Here is a 23,708-nt window from a genome sequence, read left to right on the forward strand (position 1 = left end):
AATTCATTTACACATACTATTTCTTCTTTTATAATAATGCATGTCACAAAAAAACGAATATTCAACAATAGGTCCTTAAACGACAAGATTTTGAGGATAATAGGGAAGTTTGGTGAAAGTCCAACGCGGTCCCGCCACTGTAAACGTTGAATGTAGCTAAAAACACCCACTGTATAAATGATATGGGAAGGGTTAGCTATAATGATGATGCGTTAGCCAGGAGACCTGCCTATTGTTTTGTAAAAGTATCCTTCGAGGAAAAGGATGGCTTTATAATGCTGGTGTCTTTTGATATTTACATTGTAAATCACCATTTCCTTTATGCATTTATCGCCTTTTCCACGTGAATAGGCGTTTTTTTGTGCGAAAATGAATAGGAGTGGTAAGAATGAAAACTGTAATGAAGAAATGGCTTTTCCTAAGCATCATGGTAATGATGATCAGCGTATTCACAATTGCTTGTGGAAATGCAGAAGATAAAGCAACAGATGAGAAGGAAACTACTTTGAAATCTGAAGCAACAAATGAAGGGGAAACCAAAGCTACCTTTCCAGTAACAGTTACCGACGGAACGGGTGAAGAAGTAACAATTGAATCAGAACCTAAAACAATTGTATCTGTTATTCCAAGTAATACAGAAATAACATTTGCTTTAGGGCAAGGTGATAAGGTTATTGGTGTAGATAACTACAGTAATTATCCTCCAGATGTTGAGAAGATTGAAAAAATAGGTGACCAACAATTAGATGTCGAAAAAATATTGGCTCTACAGCCTGGTCTTGCATTAGTAACAGAGTTCCAACATGAAAACAATCCCGATATTTTAAAGCAATTTAAAGAGGCTGGTATTGATGTCATTGTTATAGGAAGTGCGGAATCATTTGAAAATGTATACAATACGATTACTTTAATTGGTCAAGTTACAGGTGCGACAAAAGAGGCTGACACGATTGTCAAAGAAATGAAGGATCGTTTAGCTGAAATAAAAGAGCAGGCAAAAGCTGTTACTGAAAAGAAAGCTGTCTGGGTAGAAGTTTCACCAGCACCAGACATTTTTACAACAGGTCAAGATACATTTATGCATGAGATGTTAGAAGTAATAAATGCAACCAATACTGCGGGTGAACAAAAAGGTTGGGTCAAAATGACCGAAGAAGAAATTGTAACATTAAATCCTGATGTTATTATTACAACATACGGATATTATGTTGAAAATCCAGCTGAAGGTGTATTAAACCGTGCTGGCTGGGAAGAAGTGCCTGCTATCAAAGATAAACAAGTTTTTGATGTAAATAATGATACGGTTACAAGACCAGGACCACGATTAATTGATGGGGTTGAGACGCTTGCAAAGCTTATTTATCCGGAAATCTTTGACAAATAAATTCGTATGGATGTATCTAATATGTGGAGTGTTCGTGCTAAGTACAGCACTCCTTGGTTTATTTATTAGTAGTGTTCATTATCCAATTACAGTAATCATGGATGTATTAGCTACAAAAATAGCCGGAATAAAGATATTTAGCGAGGAAATTCCCAAAACAGCAGAGTCGATCATTTGGGAAATTCGATTCCCTCGTGTTTTATTGGCGTTTTTTGTTGGTGCAGCACTATCATTAGCAGGGGCAGCCTTTCAAGGGTTACTACGAAATCCTCTTGCAGATCCGTACACGATCGGTGTTTCTTCAGGTGCTTCTTTAGGTGCAGTTATCGTTCTATATTTTCAAATTACCATCACCTTTCTAGGTAGCTATACATTACCAGTTATCGCTATATTAGGTGGACTATGCACTATGTTTATTGTTTTTGCTGTGACCCACCTATCCAATCGAAGGCTTTCAATTGAGACGATTATCCTTGCTGGCATTATAGTCAGTTCTTTCATAGGAGCTGTTATTTCACTTATCATTGCCTTAAGTTCACGTGAAGATATTCGGCAAATTTTATATTGGCTAATGGGGAATGTAGGGATGAGAGGCTGGAGTCATGTCAAGCTAATGATTCCCTTCTTTCTTATTGGTGCTTTGTTATTAATAATCCGTTCTAGAGAGTTAAATGCATTTGCTTTAGGTGAAGAATCAGCTGAACATTTAGGAGTAAACGTTCAGAAGGGAAAGATTTATATTATCATAGGAGCATCCTTACTAACAGGAGCAGCTGTTTCTGTATCTGGATCAATAAGTTTCGTTGGATTGGTTATCCCGCATTTTGTTCGGTTATTAATCGGACCAAACCATAGACATGTCCTACCTTTATCAATGTTGGTTGGTGGGGGATATTTGATCCTTGCCGATCTTATCGCCCGGACAATTATTTCACCTAGTGAACTACCTATTGGGGTGATAACAGCTTTAATTGGTGCACCAGTCTTTGCTCTACTATTAATTAGAGAACGACTAGGAAGGGGATTATATGATTGACATTAAGCAATTATCTGGAGGGTATGAAAAAACGTCAATTATAAAGGATGTTTCACTTACCATCGAGACCGGTCATTTCTTTGCGCTTATTGGTCCGAATGGGAGTGGAAAAACAACACTTATAAAATTAATAACAGGTGTATTGCCAATAAAAAAAGGAACGATTACTATTTTTGAGCAATCACTTCATAGTTATTCAGCCTTAGAAAGAGCTAAGATCATAGCCGTTTTATCACAGGAACCCCAGGTTGAATTCGATTTTCATGTGGAAGAAATTGTTATGCTAGGACGTTATCCACACCAAAAAGGATTATTAAAACATATTTCTAAAAAAGATCGTCAAATAGTGGATAAGGTTATGAAACAAACCGATGTATTTCAGTTTCGAAAACAACCATTTAAGAGACTAAGCGGTGGAGAGAAGCAGAGAGTCTTATTAGCTAAAGCTCTTGCACAGGAGCCAAAGATCCTATTTTTAGATGAACCTACAAACCATCTTGATATAAAACATACGGTTAGGATGCTGGATCATTTAAAGGAATATCAAAGGAAGCATCATTTAACGATTGTTGCTATTTTACATGACTTAAATACAGCCGCTCTATTTGCAGATAAGATAGGCTTACTTGATGGTGGAAAATTAATTGAGACAGGTGAATTGTCTCTCTTACAAAATGAACATCAGCTAAGTGATGTATACGAAGTAGGGATTAAGAATAATTTTCACCCGGTTATCCCAAAACCACAAATCACGGTTATTCCTAACCAAGTAAAAAAAGAAAGCCTTCGACTAGAATATGAGTTAAAACAAACTGATCAATCTATCCATCTTACATTTCACCATCCTTTAAGAACAATCTCAAACGGTGTTTTAGGAGAAGGCCTGCAGTGGGCCAAAAACTTTTGTAATTTTCATGTCAAAAAAGATTATAACTGTTCAAATCCTAAAGAGGATATTATTTGCTGGTTAAGAGAAGCTGATATTTCTGAGTATGGCACGATTGGGATGATGACAGCAGTGAACCTGAAAGATATGAGTATCATAAAAGAAACGTATGAAGAGGTTCAAATACTAACAGTCATAACTGCGGGTGTTGGAAATGCAATTGATATTACTGAACCTTCCTCTAGTAATAAAGGCTATCAAATCGGAACTGTAAATATTATGGTTTTTATTGATGCTCATTTAACTGATGGTGCTTTAGTAAATGCCGTTCAATCTGTCACAGAAGCAAAGACGAAAGCCTTCACTGAATTACATATTAAAGATGCTGTTACTGGTACAATTGCCACAGGAACATCTACAGATAGCACACTTATTGCAGCAACTCAAAAGGGTGAGCCTACACCATATGCAGGATCTGGAACTGTTATTGGGAAAGGGATTGGTATGTCTGTTTATAAAGCGATGATCAAAGCTATGCAAAAATATGAAAAACAAAGAGAACAGCAACTATGAGTGTCTTTGCTATGCATTTTTATATGATCATTACGGCGATTATTATTGATTTACTTATCGGTGATCCAAGGTGGCTTCCACATCCTGTAATCATCATGGGAAAAGCGATAAGCTTTCTTGAAAAGATGTGGAATAGGGAGAGGTTTCGCAAGTTGAAAGGAATGCTTCTAACTATAACAATTGTTGGTGGGACCTATATCTTTGTTTATTTTCTACTTAAAATTGTGAATTATATCCATCCTTACGCTACATTTTTTGTGGAAATGTATCTTATTTCTACGACAATTGCTATGAAGGGATTACATAAAGCAGCCAAAGAAGTGGCGATCCCACTGTTACATGGGGATCTGTCTTTAGCTCGTAAAAAGTTAAGCTTTATTGTTGGGCGTGATACGGAAGAACTGCACACAGATGAAGTGGTTCGCGGTACTGTCGAAACCGTTGCTGAAAACACTGTTGATGCAATCATTGCTCCATTATGTTGGGCACTGATTGGTGGTGCACCACTAGCGATGGCATACCGTGCAACAAATACATTAGATTCAATGGTCGGTTATAAAAATGAAAAATATAAACAATTTGGTTGGGCATCAGCTCGGTTAGATGATGTATTGAATTGGATACCAGCTCTGTTAACTGCAATCTTTATATGGCTTTTTTCATGGTTCGTTCCCAATTCAAAAAAGTGGAATGCTTTTGTTGTAACAGTTCGGGATGCTAAAAAGCACCCAAGTCCGAATAGTGGTTGGCCAGAGGCGATGACTGCAGGGCTGTTAGGCGTTGTTTTAGGAGGAAAGAATCGTTACCAAGGAGTTGTTTCCTACCGAGCAGAAATGGGCAACCATACACGTATGCTTCAGCCTAAAGATATTCAAAAAACGATTATTTACATGCATGGTGCATGGATTATGTTTGTCCTTATACTATTCTTAGTTCATATGAATCTATAGAGAAGAAAGGTGTGGTGAAGATGGAGTGGCCAGAGCATGGTGGGCAGCCGAAGAAAATTTTAGAATTAAAAGGAATTAATAAAGATGATTTATATGTTGACTTTAGTGCAAATATTAATCCATTAGGACCTCCAATTGCTTTAAAAGAGAGCTTTAAAGAAGCGTTTAACCAATTCGAAAAGTATCCTGATCCCGATTACCAAGAAGCTACTAAGTTACTTGCTACTCATGAAGGGGTAAGGCAAGAACAGACTCTCTTAACAAATGGAGGCTCTGAAGCGATCTTCCTAGTTGCCCAACAATTTGCTGGGAAAAAGGCGTTAATAATCGAACCTACATTCTCTGAATATGAAAGAGCTTGTCACGTATTTCAATTATCTGTATCCCATCTTTCTCTTCAACAAGAGGATCATTTTTCTTTTCCGCTTGAAAAGGTTATACGCAAAATAGAAGAGGTAGATGTGGTTTTTTTATGTCGTCCGAATAACCCAACAGGAACTTTAGTCGACATTGAAGACATCAAGGCAGTTCTTGAAAAAGGCATCGAGTGTCAAACAACGATTGTAATCGATGAAGCATTTATTCACTTTTTACCATCACATATAACTGACTTAGCGTTCCTTATTGATCATTTTTCAAACTTTGTATTACTGAGATCATTGACTAAAATTTTTTCAATTCCTAGTTTGCGACTTGGTTATGTTGTTGCAAGGGAAGAGATGATTTTCCAATTGAAGAGAAGTCAGATACCTTGGAGTGTAAATGGCATTGTAACCTCTATACTCCCTTGTTTAGTTACTCAGCATTTATTTATTGAAGAAACAAAAGCTTGGTTACAAAGGCAGCTAAAACTTTTAACCGCCGAGCTTTCAAGATTAGGCTTCTATTATTCTCCCACTCTTGTAAATTTTTATTTATTAAGAGATCTTGATCAACAAGCAGATACTGAACAATTATTTCTTTATTTAGTAGAGAATAACATTATTCCACGACATACTCATACCTTTAATGGTCTTGATGGCAACTATTTACGATTAGCAGTTCGAACTGAGGCTGAAAATAACTATTTACTACAAACGTTACGCAGTTGGAGAAACAGGCAATGATAACGTTTATTTCTGGTGGTGCTCGTTCAGGTAAAAGTTCTTTTGCAGAAAATTATGCCCTTGAATTATTCAAAAAAGCTGGTCGAAAAGAGACATTACTTTATATAGCTACTGCAGAAAGAACCGATTGTGAAATGGAAAATCGAATAACTCGGCATATTGTAGAAAGAGAATCAATTTGGCATACAATTGAAGCACCTATAGAAGTAACACGAGTATTACAAACAGTAAAGGAACAGGAAGTCATTTTATTGGATTGTTTGACTGTTTGGATAAATAACATGTTATATAAAGGAAAGACCGATATCGGGATGATTTTAGAAGAAGTTTCAAAATGGATTAAACTAGCTGAGGAGAATCAACTGGAATTAATCATTGTCTCAAATGATGTTAACGAAGGAATCCAAAGTGACAATTTGTTTATCCACGAATACATCTATAAGCTTCAAAAAGTTCACAGTCTAGTTACTTCTAAAGCAGAATCAGTTTATCAAGTCGTCGCAGGAATACCGATTAAATGGAAAGGCTGATCATGATGAAGCATTACATATTAGGATTTATTTTAGCCATGCAATTTTTAACACGTATCCCGATTCCTATCGAATGTCCTTGGGAAAAAAAATCAATAAGAGGGGCACTTACTTCCTTTGGGATCGTTGGGTTAATCATGGGAGGTATTTTAGCTATAGCCATTTCAATCACAGATTCGGTATTACCTGGATGGATGATTGCACTATTGATCGTGACTATATGGGTGTTTTTAACTGGAGGATTACATTTAGATGGATTAATGGATGTGGCCGATGCGGTGGGTTCAAATGCTACCTTTACGAAAAAGCTTGAAATCATGAAAGATCCTCAAGTTGGTAGCTTTGCTGTCCTTACCGCCATCTTTCATCTCACTTGGAAAGTAGCATTCGTCTATGGGGTTATTCAGACAGATCAACTGAAACCCTTACTGTACTTTCTTATTTTGATCCCAGCATTCAGTCGATTAATCCCGCTTTACTTATTATATTACCTTCCAGTAATGAAGCAGGAAGGGCTTGCCTATCAATGGAAGCAGCAGCTAACTGGCCGTGAGGTGATTATTGGCACTACAATCGTTTTCCTTTTTACACTAGTTTTTCCATACACGCTATTGCTCTTCTTTTCATACTTAATATACTACTTTTTCCTCCGTATTTGGATCTTAAAAAACTTTAAAGGCATCAATGGAGATCTTCTTGGTGCTTCAATCGAAGGAGGGGAATTATGGGGGCTTTTCATACTATCGATGTATATTTGGTTCGTCATGGGGTGACAAGGTGGAATAATGAAAGAAGATATTTAGGTCATACAGATGAACCATTAGTAGATCATGAGCTTTATAAATTAAATCCATTGCGAAGCTCCCTTAAGGATGTTCCTTTTGATCGTTATTATTCTAGTGATCTTAAGCGATGTACAGAAACATTTAGGTATTTAATAGGAGATAAACTCGTTTGTTTAGATTCTAGGTTAAGGGAGCTTGATTTTGGAAAATGGGAAGGTAAGACCTATGAGATGCTAAAAGGAGATGTAAGCTATCAAGATTGGTTAAACAATTGGGAATATAAAGCTCCTCCAAGCGGGGAAACTCTAATTCAGTTAAATGATAGAATTAATGCCTTTCTGACAGATCTACTTACACAAAATAAAGATCATAATAGCAAGGTACTTATCCTTACCCATGGTGGCGTAATCCGAACTATCTTGAAAAAATTTGCGCAAACGAAATCTTTCTGGGAATTAACGATACAACATGCAAAAGCTTATCACTTGTCACTTCAGCAGCAAAAGGGGGAATGGGTTTGCAACTCGTTGTCGGTGGTGCCTATTCAGGAAAAAGAAAACTAATTCGTGAGCAATATCAGGAGATAACCTGGCATAGTGCGTATGATGATCATTTGTTGAGAAATTGGAGAAATCCTTATCATTCGAGTGCAATCCTTGTTTTAGAAGGTTGGGAAATATGGATTAAGAAAGAATTATCATCCCAACCGGGTTTGGATGAAGTAAGGGATTACTTTTTTAAACTGATTGATGAGATATGTGAATGTGAGAAGCTAAATGGTAAGCCTATCATCATTATTATGTTAGAAATGGGAAGAGGTATTGTACCTTTGACTTCAGAGGAGAGAAATATCCGGGACGTAGCTGGGTGGGTGCTACAGCATGCCGCTTCTAAAGCTAAAACTGTACAATATTGCTGGCATGGTTTAGTAAAAACAATAAAATAAAAAGAGAATCTAACAAGACCCATTTACAATCCCAGTGAAAGGGTTCTCAAGGTAAGGATCTTTTCTAGAGATCGTTGCTTTTAAAACGAAAGCTGTTGAAGGTTGATTGGAGCGGAAGTGCGAGACTCCTGTGGGAATAGCGGGACAGGTGAGACCCCGCAGGTGTTTACGCCGAGGAGGCTCACCGCCCGCCCCCGCGGAAAGCGAGCAACTCTCGCTGCAATCAACCACACCTCACTTCTTGTAAGGCTTAAGGTAAAGGTCATTAATAATTTCTATTATTTTCAAAATAGTAAATTTTATAGGTCTATATTAGGAAAAATAGCTTAACACCTAAGAAATTTAAGCGCTCCTTCGTATTGTTTGGATGATAAAGAAGGAGGAGCTTTTGATGAAAATGAAATGGGGTTTTACAATACTTGTATTTACGAGTATTGGATTGTTCTTTCCCTCAAAAGGTGAAGCAGCCTTAGGTGATCGAACATTATCAGAAGGAATGGTACATAATGATATTATCGAATTACAAGAATACTTACTTGCTAAAGGAGAATTTCCCTATCATACCGCAACAGGTTATTACGGAGTAATTACAGAGGAAGCAGTTAGAGAATATCAAGAAGAACAAAACTTAAAAGTTGATGGTATTGCTGGTCCTCAAACGATTAACAAAATAAAAGTACTACGATCAGGAGATATGGGGAAGCCGGTTGTTAAGCTCCAGCGACTTTTAAAAGCTTGGAATCTATATAATGGCACGAGTGATGGAATCTACGGGAGTGGTACAAAAAATGCTGTTATTCAATTCCAACAAAAAAACGGTCTAACTCCAGATGGTTTAGCTGGTCCACAAACATTTAAGAAATTAAACCAAAAAGCAACAGAAGTAGATAATCAGATCAGAGAATTAACTGTAGAAAGCACAGCTTATACAGCAAGTTGCAATGGGTGTTCAGGTATTACAAAATTAGGAATAGACTTAAAAAAATATCCTGATGGAAATGTAATTGCTGTAGATCCAAATGTAATACCATTAGGTTCAACTGTTGAAGTTGAAGGATACGGTACAGCTATTGCAGCAGACATTGGTGGAGGTATTTCTGGAAATGAAATAGATGTATTTTTTGCAACGGAAAATACCGCATTAAAATGGGGAAGAAAAGAAGTAAAGGTAAGGTTGATTGATTAGTAGTACGATCATGTTTACAACATGATCAATTCCAGGAACAAAAATTGAAAACTTTATTAAACACAGTATACCATTCTTAATCCTATTAACTTTTGTAGTATGATTGATCGTATTTATTCCTGGTATCTCTCTTGAGTTTAAATAAATAGGGATGTATTTTTTTTAGATTATTTAAACCTTATTTTGAGAGTTCCTCTAAAAATGAACAAATTGCAGTGGCATCATTCAACAATTTGAATGTCACTGCTTTTTCGGTTATAGGAAACAGAAAGTGTTAAAATTCAGTATTTATGTTCTGCATTGATTATTCTTACATGGTTTTTTACACTTTGGACATAATGAATTATGTGTTTCATTAATAGTTTCTGGAGGTGCCAAAATGACCAATCAAAATAATGTAAATCATTCCACAACTGATTCTATCCAAGAAAAGATGGAAGAAATATGGCGGTCAACCTGTGGAACTTGGGAGAACTGTAATGCAACGACAGTTCAGTCTTTTTTATCAGAGTGTGAGCAGCATAGCATTGATCCGCAATATTGCATGAGTTGGATTCAAGAACATTCGAACATGATTCCAAACTGGTCAAATATTGCTGATACAACACGTGAATGGGTGGTTCAACATACATCTACTGGTTCACCAATATCAGGTATTGGTAATGAGACATCATAAGGATAATAAGGAGAGACAATTAGTCCATATTTCTTTTACGGAGAATTTCTAAAATGAAGAAGGAGTGTAAAAATGGAAGAGAATCCAAGCGTAAGGCAGTTTCAAGATGATTTGGAACAATATAAAATGCCAGATTCGTTAAAACAATCAAAACAACCAACATACAAGGTTGGGTATGAAACTTCAACAGGAAACAGAACATCACCTGAACATGAAATTGGTAAAAAGGTCGAATAGAATATTTTTTGAACAATGTTATTAATGTCTTTTGTTAATGACTTTATAAAATTTTTTAACACCGTTTGCCAGAGAAACGGTGTTATTTTTGCTTTTGATAGTTGGGTTAATTTAAAGAAGACTACATGATTTTGGTTGAAGTAATGGGACTTTTCTATTACACTAATTGTTACTTATATAATTAAGGATCGAAAAAGTATATTGGTAGTAGTACATATTTCATAATATCTTAATGAAAAGGAGGCTGCATTGTGTTATCAGGGCTAAACATTTCTAATGAGGTAATTGCTAAGCATCATTTTTCAGAGGATTATATTAACCTAGTAAATAACTACATTAGCACACCAAAGGAAGAGCAAATTGCCTATTACAGAACAAATCTCTTTCCTAAAATGAATATGATTTTCAAGCGAAAAATCGAGGAAAGAATTAAGGAAGGGGATTTATCTTCCTATAAATATTTAATTTCGACTGTTGGTTTCTCGCCAGAGCCAATTGCACTCCTCATTAATGCCTTTCAACCTGAATATGTTTTTTTTATCGTGACCCCTAAATCTCGTTCAAAATTAGCAGAATTACAAAAATTAGTGAATTTATCTTGGGGCGAATTTGAAGTCATAACTATAGAAGACGAATCGTCTGAAACAATATATGGTGAAGTGAAGAGAATAATCGTTCGTCCTGAGATACAACAGAACCTAGAGTTAACCGCAATAGATATTACAGGTGGCAAGAAGTCTATGGGGAGTAATCTGGCCATTTCTGGTGTATATAGCAATATTGATATTTTATATGTGGATCATGATATATATATAGATTCGTTGAGGAAGCCATTCCCAGGCACAGAAAGAATTGTAAAGCTGGAAAATCCATTAAATGTATTCGGGGACTATGAAGCCGAGAAAGGAATTGAGAAATTTAATCGTTATGATTTTACAGGAGCTTCTTCAATCTTTAGTGATTTGTTAAATCGAACGAGAGATCCAAGGAAATATGAAATTCTTCTATATGCATCAAACGCCTTTAACTACTATGATAACTTTGATTTCAAACAAGCTGAAAAATCACTATCAAAGGTGAATGAGATGATTGTCCAACGTCAACTTCTCACTTCACTCCTACCAGAAGTTAAATTGCATTTATCTCTATTAGCGAATGTAACTGAACTTCAAGTAGTTTATCAGAATGGTAAATTAAAAGAGACTTTAAATGATCAGGAAAGAACGTGGACGATTCTGGCGAATTTTTGGCAATGTGCACAAAGAAGAAAGCTGCAAGGAAGAAATGACATGGCTACCTTGTTGTTTTATCGAATATTCGAAATGATCATTCAGAGAAGATTAGTCCTACTTAAAATCGATGCAGGTAATGTGGAAATAGCACATCTATTTGAAGACCAGCAAGAAAAAAATGAATCTCTACCTGACTATTTATCTCCTTTACTACCATTTATGAACAAAGATCTTATTAATGGAATGAATGACATAGGACAAAAGGTATATGGTTCCAATTATAGAATGATCGAGAATATACCGAATAAATTTTCACTAATGAATGGATTAATCTTTTTATGTGTCTTAGGTGATCCCGTATTTAAAGGGGAAGACTTAAAACAAATCGTTGCACAGGTGAATACTAGAAATGAAAGTATTTTCGCTCATGGAATAAAAATATTGACCCAAAAAGAAGTTGATGGCTTTGAAAAAACAATGAAACGGCTACTAATGCAAGCCTGGAATGTAGAGAAAGATCAAAACTTCTATAATGGTGATTGTATCTCTTATTTAAATCAATTCAAATTCCCATATATCTCAAAAAGTGTTACGTTAAAGTAATATCGTTTTACTTTATAGTTATCCGGAGGGATCTTTTAATTTAAGATCCTCCTTTTTCGTTATTCAATTAATATAGGCTTACCTTGTATTGTAATATTAATATTTGCCTGTTGAATTACATAAGTGTAGCTTTCAATATCATCACAATAATGCATAGCATAAATTTTATTATGAAATCTTTTCGGATAGTATGATAAAACCTCATTCAAAGTACTATGTGCTTGATTTTCTGTAAAGCTAATATCTTGAAAAATAGCACATGTATTTTCATTTATTTGTTCTATAAAATTACTATTAGTAAGAAACTTTATGTCTGATGTAAATAATATATTTTTTTTACTGTTCGTTTCTAGTATTTTTACGGCAAAACTCTTCATCCCTTTTACGTGTAAATCGGATATGTCAGTTAGTGAAATTTCATATCCATTTAAATGAAGGGAATTACTTTCTGGTAAAACGATAAACTCACAATAGTCGTTAAGGGTTAATCCTTGATTAGACAGTCCTGGTTGTAAAAGCATGTGATAAAGATTAACCTGCGTCTCATGTACGATTACATTTAATTTTAAAGGTGCGTGTTCATTATCAACAAACCTCCAGTAACGTTTCATCAGTAATTCCTCTAATCCTCCAACATGATCAAAATGAAAATGTGTGATGAAAACATAGTCAATATCACATACTTCGATATCAGATGCTCCTAAACTATCCCGTAATGTTGTTCCGGCATCCAAAAGCAGTGTAATCCCATTTAAATCAAAAATGTAGTTATTGTGATAGAAGCGAGATGTAAATGCTCCTCCTACACCAAGTGGCATAATAATCAATTAAGTACCTCCTATTGTGACGATTAAATTGTTTAATATACGTGGTTTGAAGCAGATAATAGCGGTAAAGGGTATTAAATAATTTTCTTAAATAAGCTAGTAAATATAGAAATGTCAAGTGTATAATAATAATTAACTTATTTGTTTAAATAATTAAAGGTATTTTACTTATAATATAACGCCAAGATGATTCCAAGGATTATCTAACTTTTTATGTTTATAGGTTTTTGCCAGATGTTATAGACGTAGTATAATTGCTATAAAATAAAGGCGGATTCTTTTACATATAATTAGAGCAATGGGTTGAGAGGAGCTAGCATGAGAATTAACGATATTGCACTAGAAATTTTTAATAAAGCTAAAAAAGCTTATAAGAAACCAGTTTCTGTTCATATTGAAGGTCCCGTACAAAGTGAAAAAGTCATCAGTACATGGGAAAATAAAAATCAAATTGCAAGTCCAGGTGATTACATAATTTCAGGGATTAAAGGGGAAAAATACCCGATTCCTGCAACAGTATTTAATGATTACGAACCTGACTTTGAGACAGGTGTTAATATGTACAAAAAAAAGAAAAAAATTGTGTATGTGTATAAGGTAGATTTTAAAGGAGAAGTAAAAACTGCTCAAGGGGAAATATTAGATTTTCAACCTGGTTACTATATTGTGATGGAATCACCTGACAAAATGTGGGCAGTTGATGGAAAAGTTTTTGAACAATCGTATATTATTATTTAATGAATAGCTGAATATTGTTAATTTCTCTACTTAGATCTGAGTTATTCAGATCTCTTTTTTTTGTATATATCATTAATCGCTAAAAAACTATCAGTTTATTAAAAGCTTCGGTCTATGAATATAGGGAAATATATTCACATATAAGTAAGATTATTGTACAATTTAAAATAGGTAAATATACACAATTTGTATTAAATGCAAAATTGATTTACATAACTCCCTACAAAAAAGGTACTTACAGTTAACAAGAGTTGGAGGTACATAATTAATCATGAGAGATTTTAATGGATTTATTATATTTGCAGACTTAAAAGGGTTTTCTAGTATGGGGATTGAAGGATTTGAATCCTTTGAATATACTTTACGGCCACTATCACATGAGCTTTCTGAATATAAAACAAAAGCAAGAGTTTGGAATACATGGGGAGATGCACTAGTGGCTGTATTTAAAGATGGTATAGATGCTGTTAATCTTATGATCACCTATAGAGACTTTTTTCGTAAAAATAGATCATTGCAACTAGAACCGAGAATTGCGGGTCATCATGGTAACATGTTAATTTTTAATGATCCTATGTTAAACAATACTGAAAACGTTATTGGAAAAAGTGTGAATACTGCTGCAAGAATTGAACCGATTACGTTTCCTGGAGAAATATACGTCAGCGAAGATTTTAAGCGTATGTTCATTGAAGAAAAAGATGGGGCAAAACTTAAAGACCCCTATTACGAGTTTGGGTTTCATGATTTACTTGAATGGGATTTACCTAAAAATCACGGTATCATTCATCTTTATCGACTCTTTCATATTAAAGAAGAAGCTTGGAATATTAATGAATTATTTATAAAAAAACAAAACAAAACGTTGGATGATCTGTTTTCACAGTTAGATGTTAATGCCGAAATTAAAGCTGCAAATAAAGCTCCTATCATTAGTCAACTTAAACAAATGAATTCAAAAGAAGAAGTTTTGAATCATTTGAATGGACATCTTGAAATTAATAAAATTGATCAGCAATCTGGACCTCAATTAATTGCTTTTGCAAGAGTCTATATTGATATTGGGGAATATGAACAAGCAATTAAACTAATCGAAGAAGCTCAAAAATGGAGAAAAGTAATTAAAGATCAGATTGAGATTTTTCCATTAAAAGAAAATCCAGATATATTGAAATTAAAAGCGCATTGTCTATCGAAAAACAAAAAGTATGTGGATGCAAAGAAAATTCTTTATGGTTTACTCCAGTCTAACCCTGAAGATAATGATACGATTTGTAGTTTAGCTGCTCAATTAAAAAGGGAGGCCTTTACGAATAAAGATGATGAATTCCATTTAGATACTGAAATGTTAACTGAATCATTGCATCTTTATCTCGAAGCCTTTCGAAAACAGGGGGATTATTATCCAGCTATAAATGCTGCATATATTCAAAAGATTCTTGGACATTCAGATGGATGGCATTTATCATCATATATTTTTAATACATGGAGTGAAGATACCGGTAAGGACTGGTGGATCGATAGTACACTTGCAGAAACACAATTGCTTTTAGGTGAGTTCAAATTCGCATATAACAGAATGACTCGGGCAATTGCACAACACAAACCGAAATTCTTTGAAAAACATGCAACAAAGGATCAAATTGAAAGTTATATCGAAATTATGAATAAGCGTGAAAAGATAAAAAAACCAACGGATAAAGAACAGGAATATATTAAAAATTTATTAGATAGATTAAGTTAAATATGTCCTACAGCTTTGCTTTGCTAAGCATAGGGCTTTTCTTCATAAAATGTGAGAGCTGCAACCACTGATTTATATGGAGTTTTATAGGGGGATTATGATTAATGGAAGACCAACTATCTCTTAGGGAACAAAAAGAGACATTAGAAGATGCAATAAGTGATGGGAAAGTAAAAGTTGAATTACACCAACGAGAAGGTTTTTTTAAATTAAATTTTACTAATACTCAAAACACGTACTTAAATAATTCAATCCGATTCGCTGATACAAAGGCTGGTGCATTAGTTGCTGTAAACGGATTAATTGCAAAATTTGCATTTGATTTTTTTTCCACTGAAACGACTACTTATATTAAATTATTATATGTCTTAGGGCTTGCCTTTCTAATACAAGGTATTATCTTATCCGTTTATGTCGTTTTCCCTAAGAAATTAAACAGAAAGAAAAAAGGGATTATTTATTGGGAGAACATAAATGAAATGGAATTAGACGAATATGTGGAAACGATTGAAGCGATGGAGGTAAAAGAGTTACTAAAACGTTCAATGGAAAACAACTATTTTCAAGCTCGAATTCTGACCCGAAAATTCAACCTATTACATTATGCCTTTTTAAGTAGTATGGTCGGATTTGTTATTTTATCAGTATTATCCCTAATCCTATTATTCTAAAATCAAGTGGCATGGACATAAGGAAATCGTCTAAGCCACTTTTATTTTGAATATTAATAAGTAAAATGACCCTTATTTATGTAAAAATCTTGATGAATAATATGGGTGCTAATATAATTATACTAGGAAGTATTACTTATCTTTTAATCTTTTGTTATTACTATAAATTTTTGTACCATTTCAATCATTCATTCAAACTAAAAAAATTTCAGGAGATATCATGAGTAAAGATATTTTTCAATTACAAGCAAAAATTATCCAACAATTAATACTTGATACAAGAAATGGTGATCGGTATTTTGAATTGTTATATGGAGATTTACTATCTGCTAACACCGACTTACTGGTTACAACAGTCTATAATTCCAACGATGGCGAATTGTTCAATTCTATTAAAAAACAGCTAAATCTTGTAGAATATGCCGAACGAAAAATAATTCCATTAGATAATGGTGGATTTATTGGATTTATTCAACATCCAATGCAACACATATTAACTGTTCATCTAAATCGACTTGAAGGGTCAGTCATTGGAAATGAAGAGTTTAATCAAATTATACAGTCTACCTTCTCGGCAATGGCAGCTTTAGTATATGAAGGATATTCTTTTAAGGAAATTTCCTTACCCGTTATCGGGAAAAAAGGGCTTGATCCTAATGAATATAAGGGATCATTACAAACTTTAATACATAATGCAGTAAAATACTTAAAGTATACAGATACGACAAAAACAATTAAGTACTATGTCAATGTTGAAGAGGATGTTCCGTTTTGGGAAAGTGCAATGAACACTCTTTTCCCAAGAAATCATGTAAACCAACCAAATACAAAAGAGATGATTTCAAACACTAAAGTAAAAATTGTTAGCTTAATTGATAGCTTTCCATATACAGATAGAACAGTACTTAAAAATATATTAATAGAAATAAGCAAAGAACTTATAAAGGATACTCAAACTAATTATAACCATCTTTTAATAAAAGCTGATGAGCTAGTTAATTTATTATTAAAAGACCTCTATAAACTACCTGAGGTCTCTATCCCAAGTTCAATTTCTACATTCAGACTGACTAATCAGGAGGTTGCAAGTTTACAAAGGCAAAAACCTATTTCAGATTGGTATTTTAATTACCTCATCATGATAAGACAACTAAAGGATCGAAATTACTTTCGTTCTTCAGATTTATCAAAAAATATGGACGAAATCATCCTATTTCTTTCAATTCTCCATAGAGTGTTGACTCTATACAGCGATTTTTTTAAACAATTTTATCAAGATAAAACGAAGGAGAAAGTTTGTGGAAACGTCAAAGGAAAATACTCTAAGGAATAGGGTCATAATTGAAACGAACCATGGTGAACGTTCTTTCTTTCTAGTAGAAGGAGATTTATTGCTAGATGACGGAAACTTAATGGTAGTAAACTCATATGAAAATGAATACGGAGAAACAACAGGGGACTTTGTCGATTTATTAAATATACATTTTGATGTAGATTTTATAAAGGAAAAACCAGTCTTTTTTCTTGAAAACGGTGGATATATTAGTTTAGTAGAAACCCTTACTAATAAAGGATTAGATAAAAGGATGATCCTTATTCTTCACTCTAAGCTAGAAGAAGGAAAAGCAATTAACAGATCGATTTACGAAAGCTTAATAAAAGGATTGTTTTCAGCTTTAACTTCTTTAGAACTTACTGGATATAAATTTGAATCGGTTTCTTTTCCAGTGTTATTACGAAAAGGCCTAAATGGGATTTATAATGAAGCTGCAGAAGTATTGATCAAATATGCTGTCGAGTGGTTAAAAAAATCAATACACACGAATACAATCCGTTATTATGTTTTCCACCATGACGAGGTAGAACTTTGGAACAAAGCGATTGAGTACTCTTTAGGTAGGAGCATAGTATATGCAAAAGAAAATGAAATAAATATATTACGATACTATATTTTGGGGCTTATTTATAGTTTTCCGAAAGAGGAAAGTGTTTACCATGATACACTTATCCCACTTCAAAATGCTTTAAATCGTGATCAGATAAGTCCTGAAATCGTTGCTGCTTTTAGTAGAAAGCTTGCAGAATCTTTATGCGAATTGATAACAAATCATTATGATGTGTCATTTGATACAAATATTTCAACTCTCAAGAAAAATGGCAATATTGATCCGATCTTTATTCAATGTTTGTATCAGATTAAAGCGTTTGGAAATACATCCATACATCGCTCTAGACCAAATTTTGGAACAGATAAGATCATTGCTGAGGATTTAAAAATCTTATTATTTATTTTGAAGAAACTGCTTATCAAGTATGAAGAAATACTTGTGCTCAATAGAGTTCTAGAATAATCAAATTTCTACCTAAATTTAATGTTAGCTGATCTTCATAGCAACAAATATTTCAGAGGAATCTGATTTGAGCTCATTGAAAAATAAAAAGGAGTAGGAACTAATGAATAAAAATAAAATTACATTAACAGGAACGATAATGAACATGGCTAATTTCTGTAAATATATTCCTAATCCTATCGTAACGTTTGATTTACAAGTGTTTCGTAGAAAGAAAAAAAATGAAATTGAACCAAAATTTGATCTTGTTCCAATTGTTGTATTTAATGACGAGGAATTTCATAAAAAGTTTAAAAACGGTGATCGACTAAAAGTAATAGGTGAGCTTCAAAGTAGAAATTATACAATTGATAATTATGCAGTTAATGAACAGCTAGAAAACGCGGTTACAAATTATGTGGATTTATTTGAAAATGTTCCTAGCAGGCAAGTACCGATGAACAAAAAAAGGGAAATGGTTGAATGGTCTCACTTAATTGATACTGGTTTAATACCTACTATACCTAAGGATTCACTATTTCTTGAAAATGGCCAGAAATCAAGTGAAAGTAAAGACAAATATGTCTATCGAATAGATAAGGATATGATTCTTTATAAGGAAACCCAACATGTAGCTTATGAAGTAATTATTGATAAAGGATATGAGAAATTGGAAGTCCCGTTAAATATCGATAAGGGTGATCTTAATATCGCTGAATTAACTGGAAGAGTTACAAAGAAAAATAGCTACAAAAATCGCTCAAACTACTATAGTACTTCAATAAATGTAGAAACAAAAAGCACAATTTTACCGAATCGAACCTTTTACAGTAATGCATTTATTTGGGAATATGAAAAACTATCAAAAAGTAAAGAGATTCAGGTAAATGATCGTATTTCGTTAAAAGGGCGGTTGCAGAGCAGGGATTATACGAAGGAAATAAGTATTCGAAAAAAAACTCTATCAGGTAATAAAAAGAAGTTAATCATCTTGAAAACATTTACTACAAGAGAAATATCAATTTCAAATTACACTTTATCTAATAAATATAAGTAAGGATTGATTCGATGAGTTTCTATTTAGGTGATACTGTTAAGGATAAGGTTGATTTTCAGGCAATTAAAAAGAATAGAGTAATAAGAGTGTTTATATCTTCTACTTTTAAGGATATGAAAAAAGAGCGAGATCAATTAATTAAATATACATTCCCTGAACTTAGAAAGATGTGTGAAGAACGAGGCGTGAATTGGAGTGAAGTTGATTTACGTTGGGGGGTTACAAATGAGCAAAGCGCTGATGGACAGGTTTTACCTATCTGCTTAGCTGAAATTGAAAACTGTCTTCCTTTTTTTATTGGGATACTAGGTGAAAGATATGGTTGGATTCCTGAAATATCATCTGAATTAATCCAGAAATATCCTTGGTTAGATAAGCATGTAGGAAAGTCCGTAACAGAATTAGAAATTCTACAGGGGGCGCTTTTACATGAAAACAAACATATGAATGCCTTTTTTTATTTCCGAAGTCCTGATTACATAAATACCCTTAGTGAAGAAGAGCATGTAGATTTTCTTGAAACGATAGAAAGTGATACAGCAAAATACTTATCTCAAGAGGAAATTGAACAAGAATTAAGTGAGAGAAAGGGCAAGCTAGAAAATTTAAAGAATAGAATTAGAAATAGTGGCTATTACCTTGGAGAAAATTTTTCTGACTCAAAAGAGCTAGGTAATATGGTGTTTTCTGATATGTCCAAGCTTATTGATGAATTGTTTCCGAAGCATATCCCAGAAGATGAGTTAGAAAGAAGAGCAAATGAACATGAAACATTTGCGTTAACAAAAGCAAAGTTCTTTGTTGGCAGAGAAAAGTATTTAGAAAAAATGACAGAGTACATATATAAAGATGACAATTCTCCATTAGTTATTACTGGAGATTCTGGTTCAGGTAAGTCTTCTTTGCTATCTTATTGGTCTTTGAATCAAGCTCAAAACTTAGAGGGAACCCACATTCCTACAATTATGCACTTTATTGGTGCTGGTTCTGTTAATGGTGATATCTCTAATCTAATGAGAAGAATGATCATGGAGTTAAATAGAAAATTTCATTTAGGTATGGAGATTCCTTTTGAATTAGATGAGCTAAGAGAAGCCTTTGCATTATCTCTAGATCTTGCAGCTGAACATGGGAAAGTAATTATCGTTCTTGATTCTATTGATCAATTAAATTTAACTGACAGCTCAGAATCGAAGGATTTATTTTGGTTGCCAACAAAAATACCAGCCAATATCCGTTTAATCCTCTCAACAACCAAAGGTGAAGAGCTTCAAGAATTTATTAATCGCGAATGGACTATTTTAGAGTTAGATTTACTTGTTGAAAAAGAAAGAAAATTAATTATTAATAACTACTTTTCAGCATTTGGAAAGAATCTAGAACAACATATTTTAGAATCAATCCTATATCACCCACTAAGTAGTAATCCTTTATTTCTTCGTACCTTACTAGATGAAATCCGAGTAGATGGAGATAAAGGCTTATATGAAAAGGTTTTAAGTTATGTTAACTCGGTATCAATTGAGGATTTATTTCTAAAGAAAATAGAGCGGATAGAAACAGATTATGGTCACGAGAAAGAAGGATTGGTTAAAGATGCGCTTTCTTTATTATGGGGAGCACGTGTAGGTTTATCTGAATCTGAAATTTCTGATTTACTTGGTACAGAGGAGGAAAAGGTAGCTAGTTCAATTTGGTCACCATTTTATTTGGCAATGGAAAGCAATCTTGTTGTGAATACTGGATTTATTTGCTTATTCCATCAGTTTTTTAGAGATGCGGTAGAAAAGAAGTACTTGTCTTCAGAAGAAGCTAGAAAAGCAAACCATAGAAAGATTGCAGAGTATTTTTCTAAAGAAAAGGATACGTTAAAGAATCGCGTGCTCCAAGAGTTACCATGGCAATGGACAAAAGCTGGGGAATGGAAAGAGCTTTTTCACTTATTTCAAGATTTTAATTTCTTACTAGCTTTATGGAAGTATGACCCTTTTATGCTTAAATCCTACTGGGCTAGTATCGAAGAAAATACAAAACCTTGGAAACAAAACTTTACAGAAGAATTAACGATGCTAAAGGCATATCGACAGGTAATTGATTACCCAGAATTGTTTAAAATCGAAGAAATAAAATTGGTTGCCAAGCTTTTAGAAGGAAAATATATTGATGAAGCGCTTGTTCTGCAAAATTATATGCGAAATTATTTTGAGGAGCATGGGCAAGTAAGTAATCTACTTAAATGTCAAGAAAACATATCAAACCTATACAGAATGAAAAGTGAATATCATTTAGCTATGAAGCTATTGAAAGAGCAAGAGACGATAGCAAGAGAAAAAAATGTAGTTGAGATGATTCAGTCATCATTAGGAAACCAAGCGGAGATTCTTACGTATTGGGGAGAGTATGACCAAGCTATGCTCCTTCTAAAACAACAGGAAGAAATTTGTAGGTTTGAATTAGATAACAAATTTGGGTTACAGCAATCTATAGGTAATCAAGCGAGAATTAAGTACTATCAAATGGATTACGAGGAAGGTCTAAAACTACTTAATGAAAAAGAAAGAATTTGTCAGGCAACGAACAATAAGGGTGGTTTACAAGAAGCAATTGGCCAAAGGGGATTAATTTTTAAGGCGCAAAATAAATTAGACGATGCTCTAGAATTATTCGAGCTTCAAGAAGAAATCAGTAGAAGCATCGGTAATATGAAAGATCTACAAGACTGCCTTAGTAACCAAGCTGCTACACTTTATCAGAAGAGTCCTACGAATAAAGAAGCAATTATTGCAATTCTTAGAGAGCAGGAATTAATTTGTTATTATATCGATCATAAAGATGGCTTACAGTCTAATTACGGCTTACTTGCTAGATTACTACCAAGAAACTCTGAGAGCTCTTTGAACATGTTAAAAAAGCAAGAGAAGATTTGTAGAGAACTAGATAATAAGTTATCTTTACAAGAATGTCTCGGTAGACAGGCATTTATCTTAAAAAATAAAAATCAATACGATAAAGCTTTGGATTTGTTAAACGAACAAGAAAAAATTTGTAGAACACATGGTTATTTGATGGGCTTACAAATTTCACTTGGTAATAAAGCAATGATAGCAAAACAGTTTGGACAAATTTATCAAGCCCTTGAATATACAACTGAACAGGAAGAAATTTGTGAGAGTTTAGAAATTAAGCGAGGATTGTTTTATTCCTATGGTATGAAATCATGGATTTTAAAAAGATTTGGGAAATTGGATGAAGCATTAGATTATAATTTGAAGCAAGAACAATTAGCAATAGAATTAGAGTTTATAGAGGGTTACTGTCAAGCGCTTTATGAACAAGCTAACATTTTTGCTATGAAAGCTGATTATGAAAAAGCACTTTCCTTATATGAGAAATGTCAAGAAAAGGTACTAGATGAGAAAAATTTAAATCACACACTCCTCAAGCAGGAGAAGATAAAACAAATTATAGAAAATGGTCCTGAGCATGACGATGAAGAATTTATGGATTTGCATAGCATTTCTCCATTGGAAGTTGTTGTGTTAAAAATCATTGAAGAAAATGATGAAATCGTCTTTGAACCATTAATAAATTTAGTGAATTCTGATGATCAAGAGCATGTAACTAAAAAGGAATTACAAAAGCTATTATATATTTTAAAGAAAAAAGCCTTAATTTTCTCATTTAAAAATAGAATCGAAGGAAAAATTAAAACGGTCTATAAAGTATCAGACTTTGGGTTGGATCGAATTTTAGAAATGACAGGAGAAATTAGTAATAAAGTTCATTCTAAAAAAGAATCTGTTAAAACCGCTGATTTATTTGAAAAGGAACGGATAACAGATACAATAGTTGCAGTCCTAAAGCCAGACTATCTAAATGATAATCATGTACTTGTTGATGAGGAGAGGCAAATAGTTGAAATAAAAAACACTTCATCCATACAATATATTATTTGTGTTGACCATAATAATTTGCATGAAATGTCAGACCACTTAGATTATTTGCATAATAAGACGAATCATTTCTATTTAGTAGCAAAGACCGAACAACTTTTACATGAACAAGCAATTATTGAATTTTATAAATGGCTTAAACAGAAGTATAAGAAAATTAAGAATGCAAGCAATTTAGTAGACATCTCAATTAGTTTTATTGATAAGATGCAGGAAGCAACAAGCGAAGAGGAAATTTGGAAGAGATTAAAATTTTAA

General features: G+C 33.6%; 21 protein-coding genes and 1 riboswitch. Of the genes, 20 read left to right on the forward strand and 1 reads right to left on the reverse strand.

Annotation, left to right across the window (positions count from 1 at the left end):
• Positions 1-52: 52 nt before the first annotated feature.
• Positions 53-247: riboswitch (cobalamin riboswitch) on the forward strand.
• 153 nt (positions 248-400) lie between these two features.
• The 13 genes from I7822_RS22175 to I7822_RS22235 all read left to right on the forward strand — a co-directional run bounded on the left by I7822_RS22175 (position 401) and on the right by I7822_RS22235 (position 12,130).
• Positions 401-1,384, forward strand: coding sequence for an ABC transporter substrate-binding protein (locus tag I7822_RS22175; protein ID WP_207981338.1), 984 nt, complete (start codon positions 401-403; stop codon positions 1,382-1,384).
• Positions 1,347-2,420, forward strand: a complete 1,074-nt coding sequence (locus I7822_RS22180; protein ID WP_243459613.1) for a FecCD family ABC transporter permease — start codon at positions 1,347-1,349, stop codon at positions 2,418-2,420. The genes I7822_RS22175 and I7822_RS22180 overlap by 38 nt, the downstream gene beginning before the upstream one ends.
• Positions 2,413-3,879 carry an adenosylcobinamide amidohydrolase gene (locus I7822_RS22185; protein ID WP_207981254.1) on the forward strand — a complete coding sequence of 489 codons (1,467 nt, stop codon included), beginning with the start codon at positions 2,413-2,415 and terminating at the stop codon, positions 3,877-3,879. The genes I7822_RS22180 and I7822_RS22185 overlap by 8 nt, the downstream gene beginning before the upstream one ends.
• Positions 3,876-4,829 carry an adenosylcobinamide-phosphate synthase CbiB gene (cbiB, locus tag I7822_RS22190; protein WP_207981255.1) on the forward strand — a complete coding sequence of 318 codons (954 nt, stop codon included), beginning with the start codon at positions 3,876-3,878 and terminating at the stop codon, positions 4,827-4,829. Before I7822_RS22185 ends, cbiB begins: the two co-directional genes overlap by 4 nt.
• A 20-nt stretch (positions 4,830-4,849) precedes the next feature.
• Entirely contained in the window at positions 4,850-5,935 is a 1,086-nt protein-coding gene (locus tag I7822_RS22195; protein WP_207981256.1) for a pyridoxal phosphate-dependent aminotransferase, read from the forward strand.
• On the forward strand, positions 5,932-6,465 hold the full coding sequence (locus tag I7822_RS22200) for a bifunctional adenosylcobinamide kinase/adenosylcobinamide-phosphate guanylyltransferase (protein ID WP_207981257.1): 534 nt from the start codon (positions 5,932-5,934) through the stop codon (positions 6,463-6,465). The genes I7822_RS22195 and I7822_RS22200 overlap by 4 nt, the downstream gene beginning before the upstream one ends.
• A complete protein-coding gene (gene cobS / locus I7822_RS22205; protein ID WP_207981258.1) occupies positions 6,453-7,238 on the forward strand; it encodes an adenosylcobinamide-GDP ribazoletransferase in 786 nt (261 codons plus the stop codon). The genes I7822_RS22200 and cobS overlap by 13 nt, the downstream gene beginning before the upstream one ends.
• The gene (locus tag I7822_RS22210) at positions 7,190-7,813 is read left to right on the forward strand and encodes a histidine phosphatase family protein (RefSeq protein ID WP_207981259.1); all 624 of its coding nucleotides are present in this window, start codon (positions 7,190-7,192) and stop codon (positions 7,811-7,813) included. Before cobS ends, I7822_RS22210 begins: the two co-directional genes overlap by 49 nt.
• Positions 7,768-8,196, forward strand: a complete 429-nt coding sequence (locus I7822_RS22215) for a bifunctional adenosylcobinamide kinase/adenosylcobinamide-phosphate guanylyltransferase (protein WP_207981260.1) — start codon at positions 7,768-7,770, stop codon at positions 8,194-8,196. Before I7822_RS22210 ends, I7822_RS22215 begins: the two co-directional genes overlap by 46 nt.
• Positions 8,197-8,587: 391 nt before the next feature.
• On the forward strand, positions 8,588-9,382 hold the full coding sequence (locus I7822_RS22220) for a peptidoglycan-binding protein (RefSeq protein WP_207981261.1): 795 nt from the start codon (positions 8,588-8,590) through the stop codon (positions 9,380-9,382).
• A gap of 379 nt (positions 9,383-9,761) precedes the next feature.
• Positions 9,762-10,058 (forward strand): hypothetical protein, encoded by a 297-nt coding sequence (locus I7822_RS22225; protein ID WP_207981262.1) that lies wholly within the window; start codon positions 9,762-9,764, stop codon positions 10,056-10,058.
• A 72-nt stretch (positions 10,059-10,130) separates the two neighbouring features.
• Positions 10,131-10,295, forward strand: coding sequence for a hypothetical protein (locus tag I7822_RS22230; RefSeq protein WP_207981263.1), 165 nt, complete (start codon positions 10,131-10,133; stop codon positions 10,293-10,295).
• A 251-nt stretch (positions 10,296-10,546) separates the two neighbouring features.
• Positions 10,547-12,130 carry a TIGR02710 family CRISPR-associated CARF protein gene (locus I7822_RS22235; protein ID WP_207981264.1) on the forward strand — a complete coding sequence of 528 codons (1,584 nt, stop codon included), beginning with the start codon at positions 10,547-10,549 and terminating at the stop codon, positions 12,128-12,130.
• A gap of 59 nt (positions 12,131-12,189) precedes the next feature.
• On the opposite strand, the gene I7822_RS22240 is transcribed toward I7822_RS22235, so the two are convergent.
• Entirely contained in the window at positions 12,190-12,948 is a 759-nt protein-coding gene (locus I7822_RS22240) for an MBL fold metallo-hydrolase (protein ID WP_243459621.1), read from the reverse strand.
• Positions 12,949-13,275: 327 nt separating this feature from the next.
• On the opposite strand from I7822_RS22240, the gene I7822_RS22245 reads away from it, so the two are divergent.
• From I7822_RS22245 to I7822_RS22275, 7 genes are all read left to right on the forward strand, one after another.
• On the forward strand, positions 13,276-13,695 hold the full coding sequence (locus I7822_RS22245; protein WP_207981266.1) for a hypothetical protein: 420 nt from the start codon (positions 13,276-13,278) through the stop codon (positions 13,693-13,695).
• Between the two features lie 271 nt (positions 13,696-13,966).
• Complete coding sequence (locus tag I7822_RS22250) at positions 13,967-15,439, forward strand: tetratricopeptide repeat-containing protein (RefSeq protein WP_207981267.1); 1,473 nt, start codon at positions 13,967-13,969, stop codon at positions 15,437-15,439.
• 104 nt (positions 15,440-15,543) lie between these two features.
• Positions 15,544-16,110: a Pycsar system effector family protein gene (locus I7822_RS22255; RefSeq protein ID WP_207981268.1), complete on the forward strand. Its 567-nt coding sequence runs from the start codon at positions 15,544-15,546 to the stop codon at positions 16,108-16,110.
• A 220-nt stretch (positions 16,111-16,330) separates the two neighbouring features.
• On the forward strand, positions 16,331-17,443 hold the full coding sequence (locus I7822_RS22260) for a hypothetical protein (RefSeq protein WP_207981269.1): 1,113 nt from the start codon (positions 16,331-16,333) through the stop codon (positions 17,441-17,443).
• Positions 17,409-18,461 (forward strand): DUF4145 domain-containing protein, encoded by a 1,053-nt coding sequence (locus I7822_RS22265; protein WP_207981270.1) that lies wholly within the window; start codon positions 17,409-17,411, stop codon positions 18,459-18,461. Before I7822_RS22260 ends, I7822_RS22265 begins: the two co-directional genes overlap by 35 nt.
• A gap of 103 nt (positions 18,462-18,564) precedes the next feature.
• Positions 18,565-19,497 (forward strand): single-stranded DNA-binding protein, encoded by a 933-nt coding sequence (locus I7822_RS22270; RefSeq protein WP_207981271.1) that lies wholly within the window; start codon positions 18,565-18,567, stop codon positions 19,495-19,497.
• An 11-nt stretch (positions 19,498-19,508) separates the two neighbouring features.
• Complete coding sequence (locus I7822_RS22275) at positions 19,509-23,708, forward strand: DUF4062 domain-containing protein (RefSeq protein ID WP_207981272.1); 4,200 nt, start codon at positions 19,509-19,511, stop codon at positions 23,706-23,708.

It is taken from the genome of Metabacillus bambusae (assembly GCF_017497975.1).
GTDB classification, from domain to species: domain Bacteria; phylum Bacillota; class Bacilli; order Bacillales; family Bacillaceae; genus Metabacillus; species Metabacillus bambusae.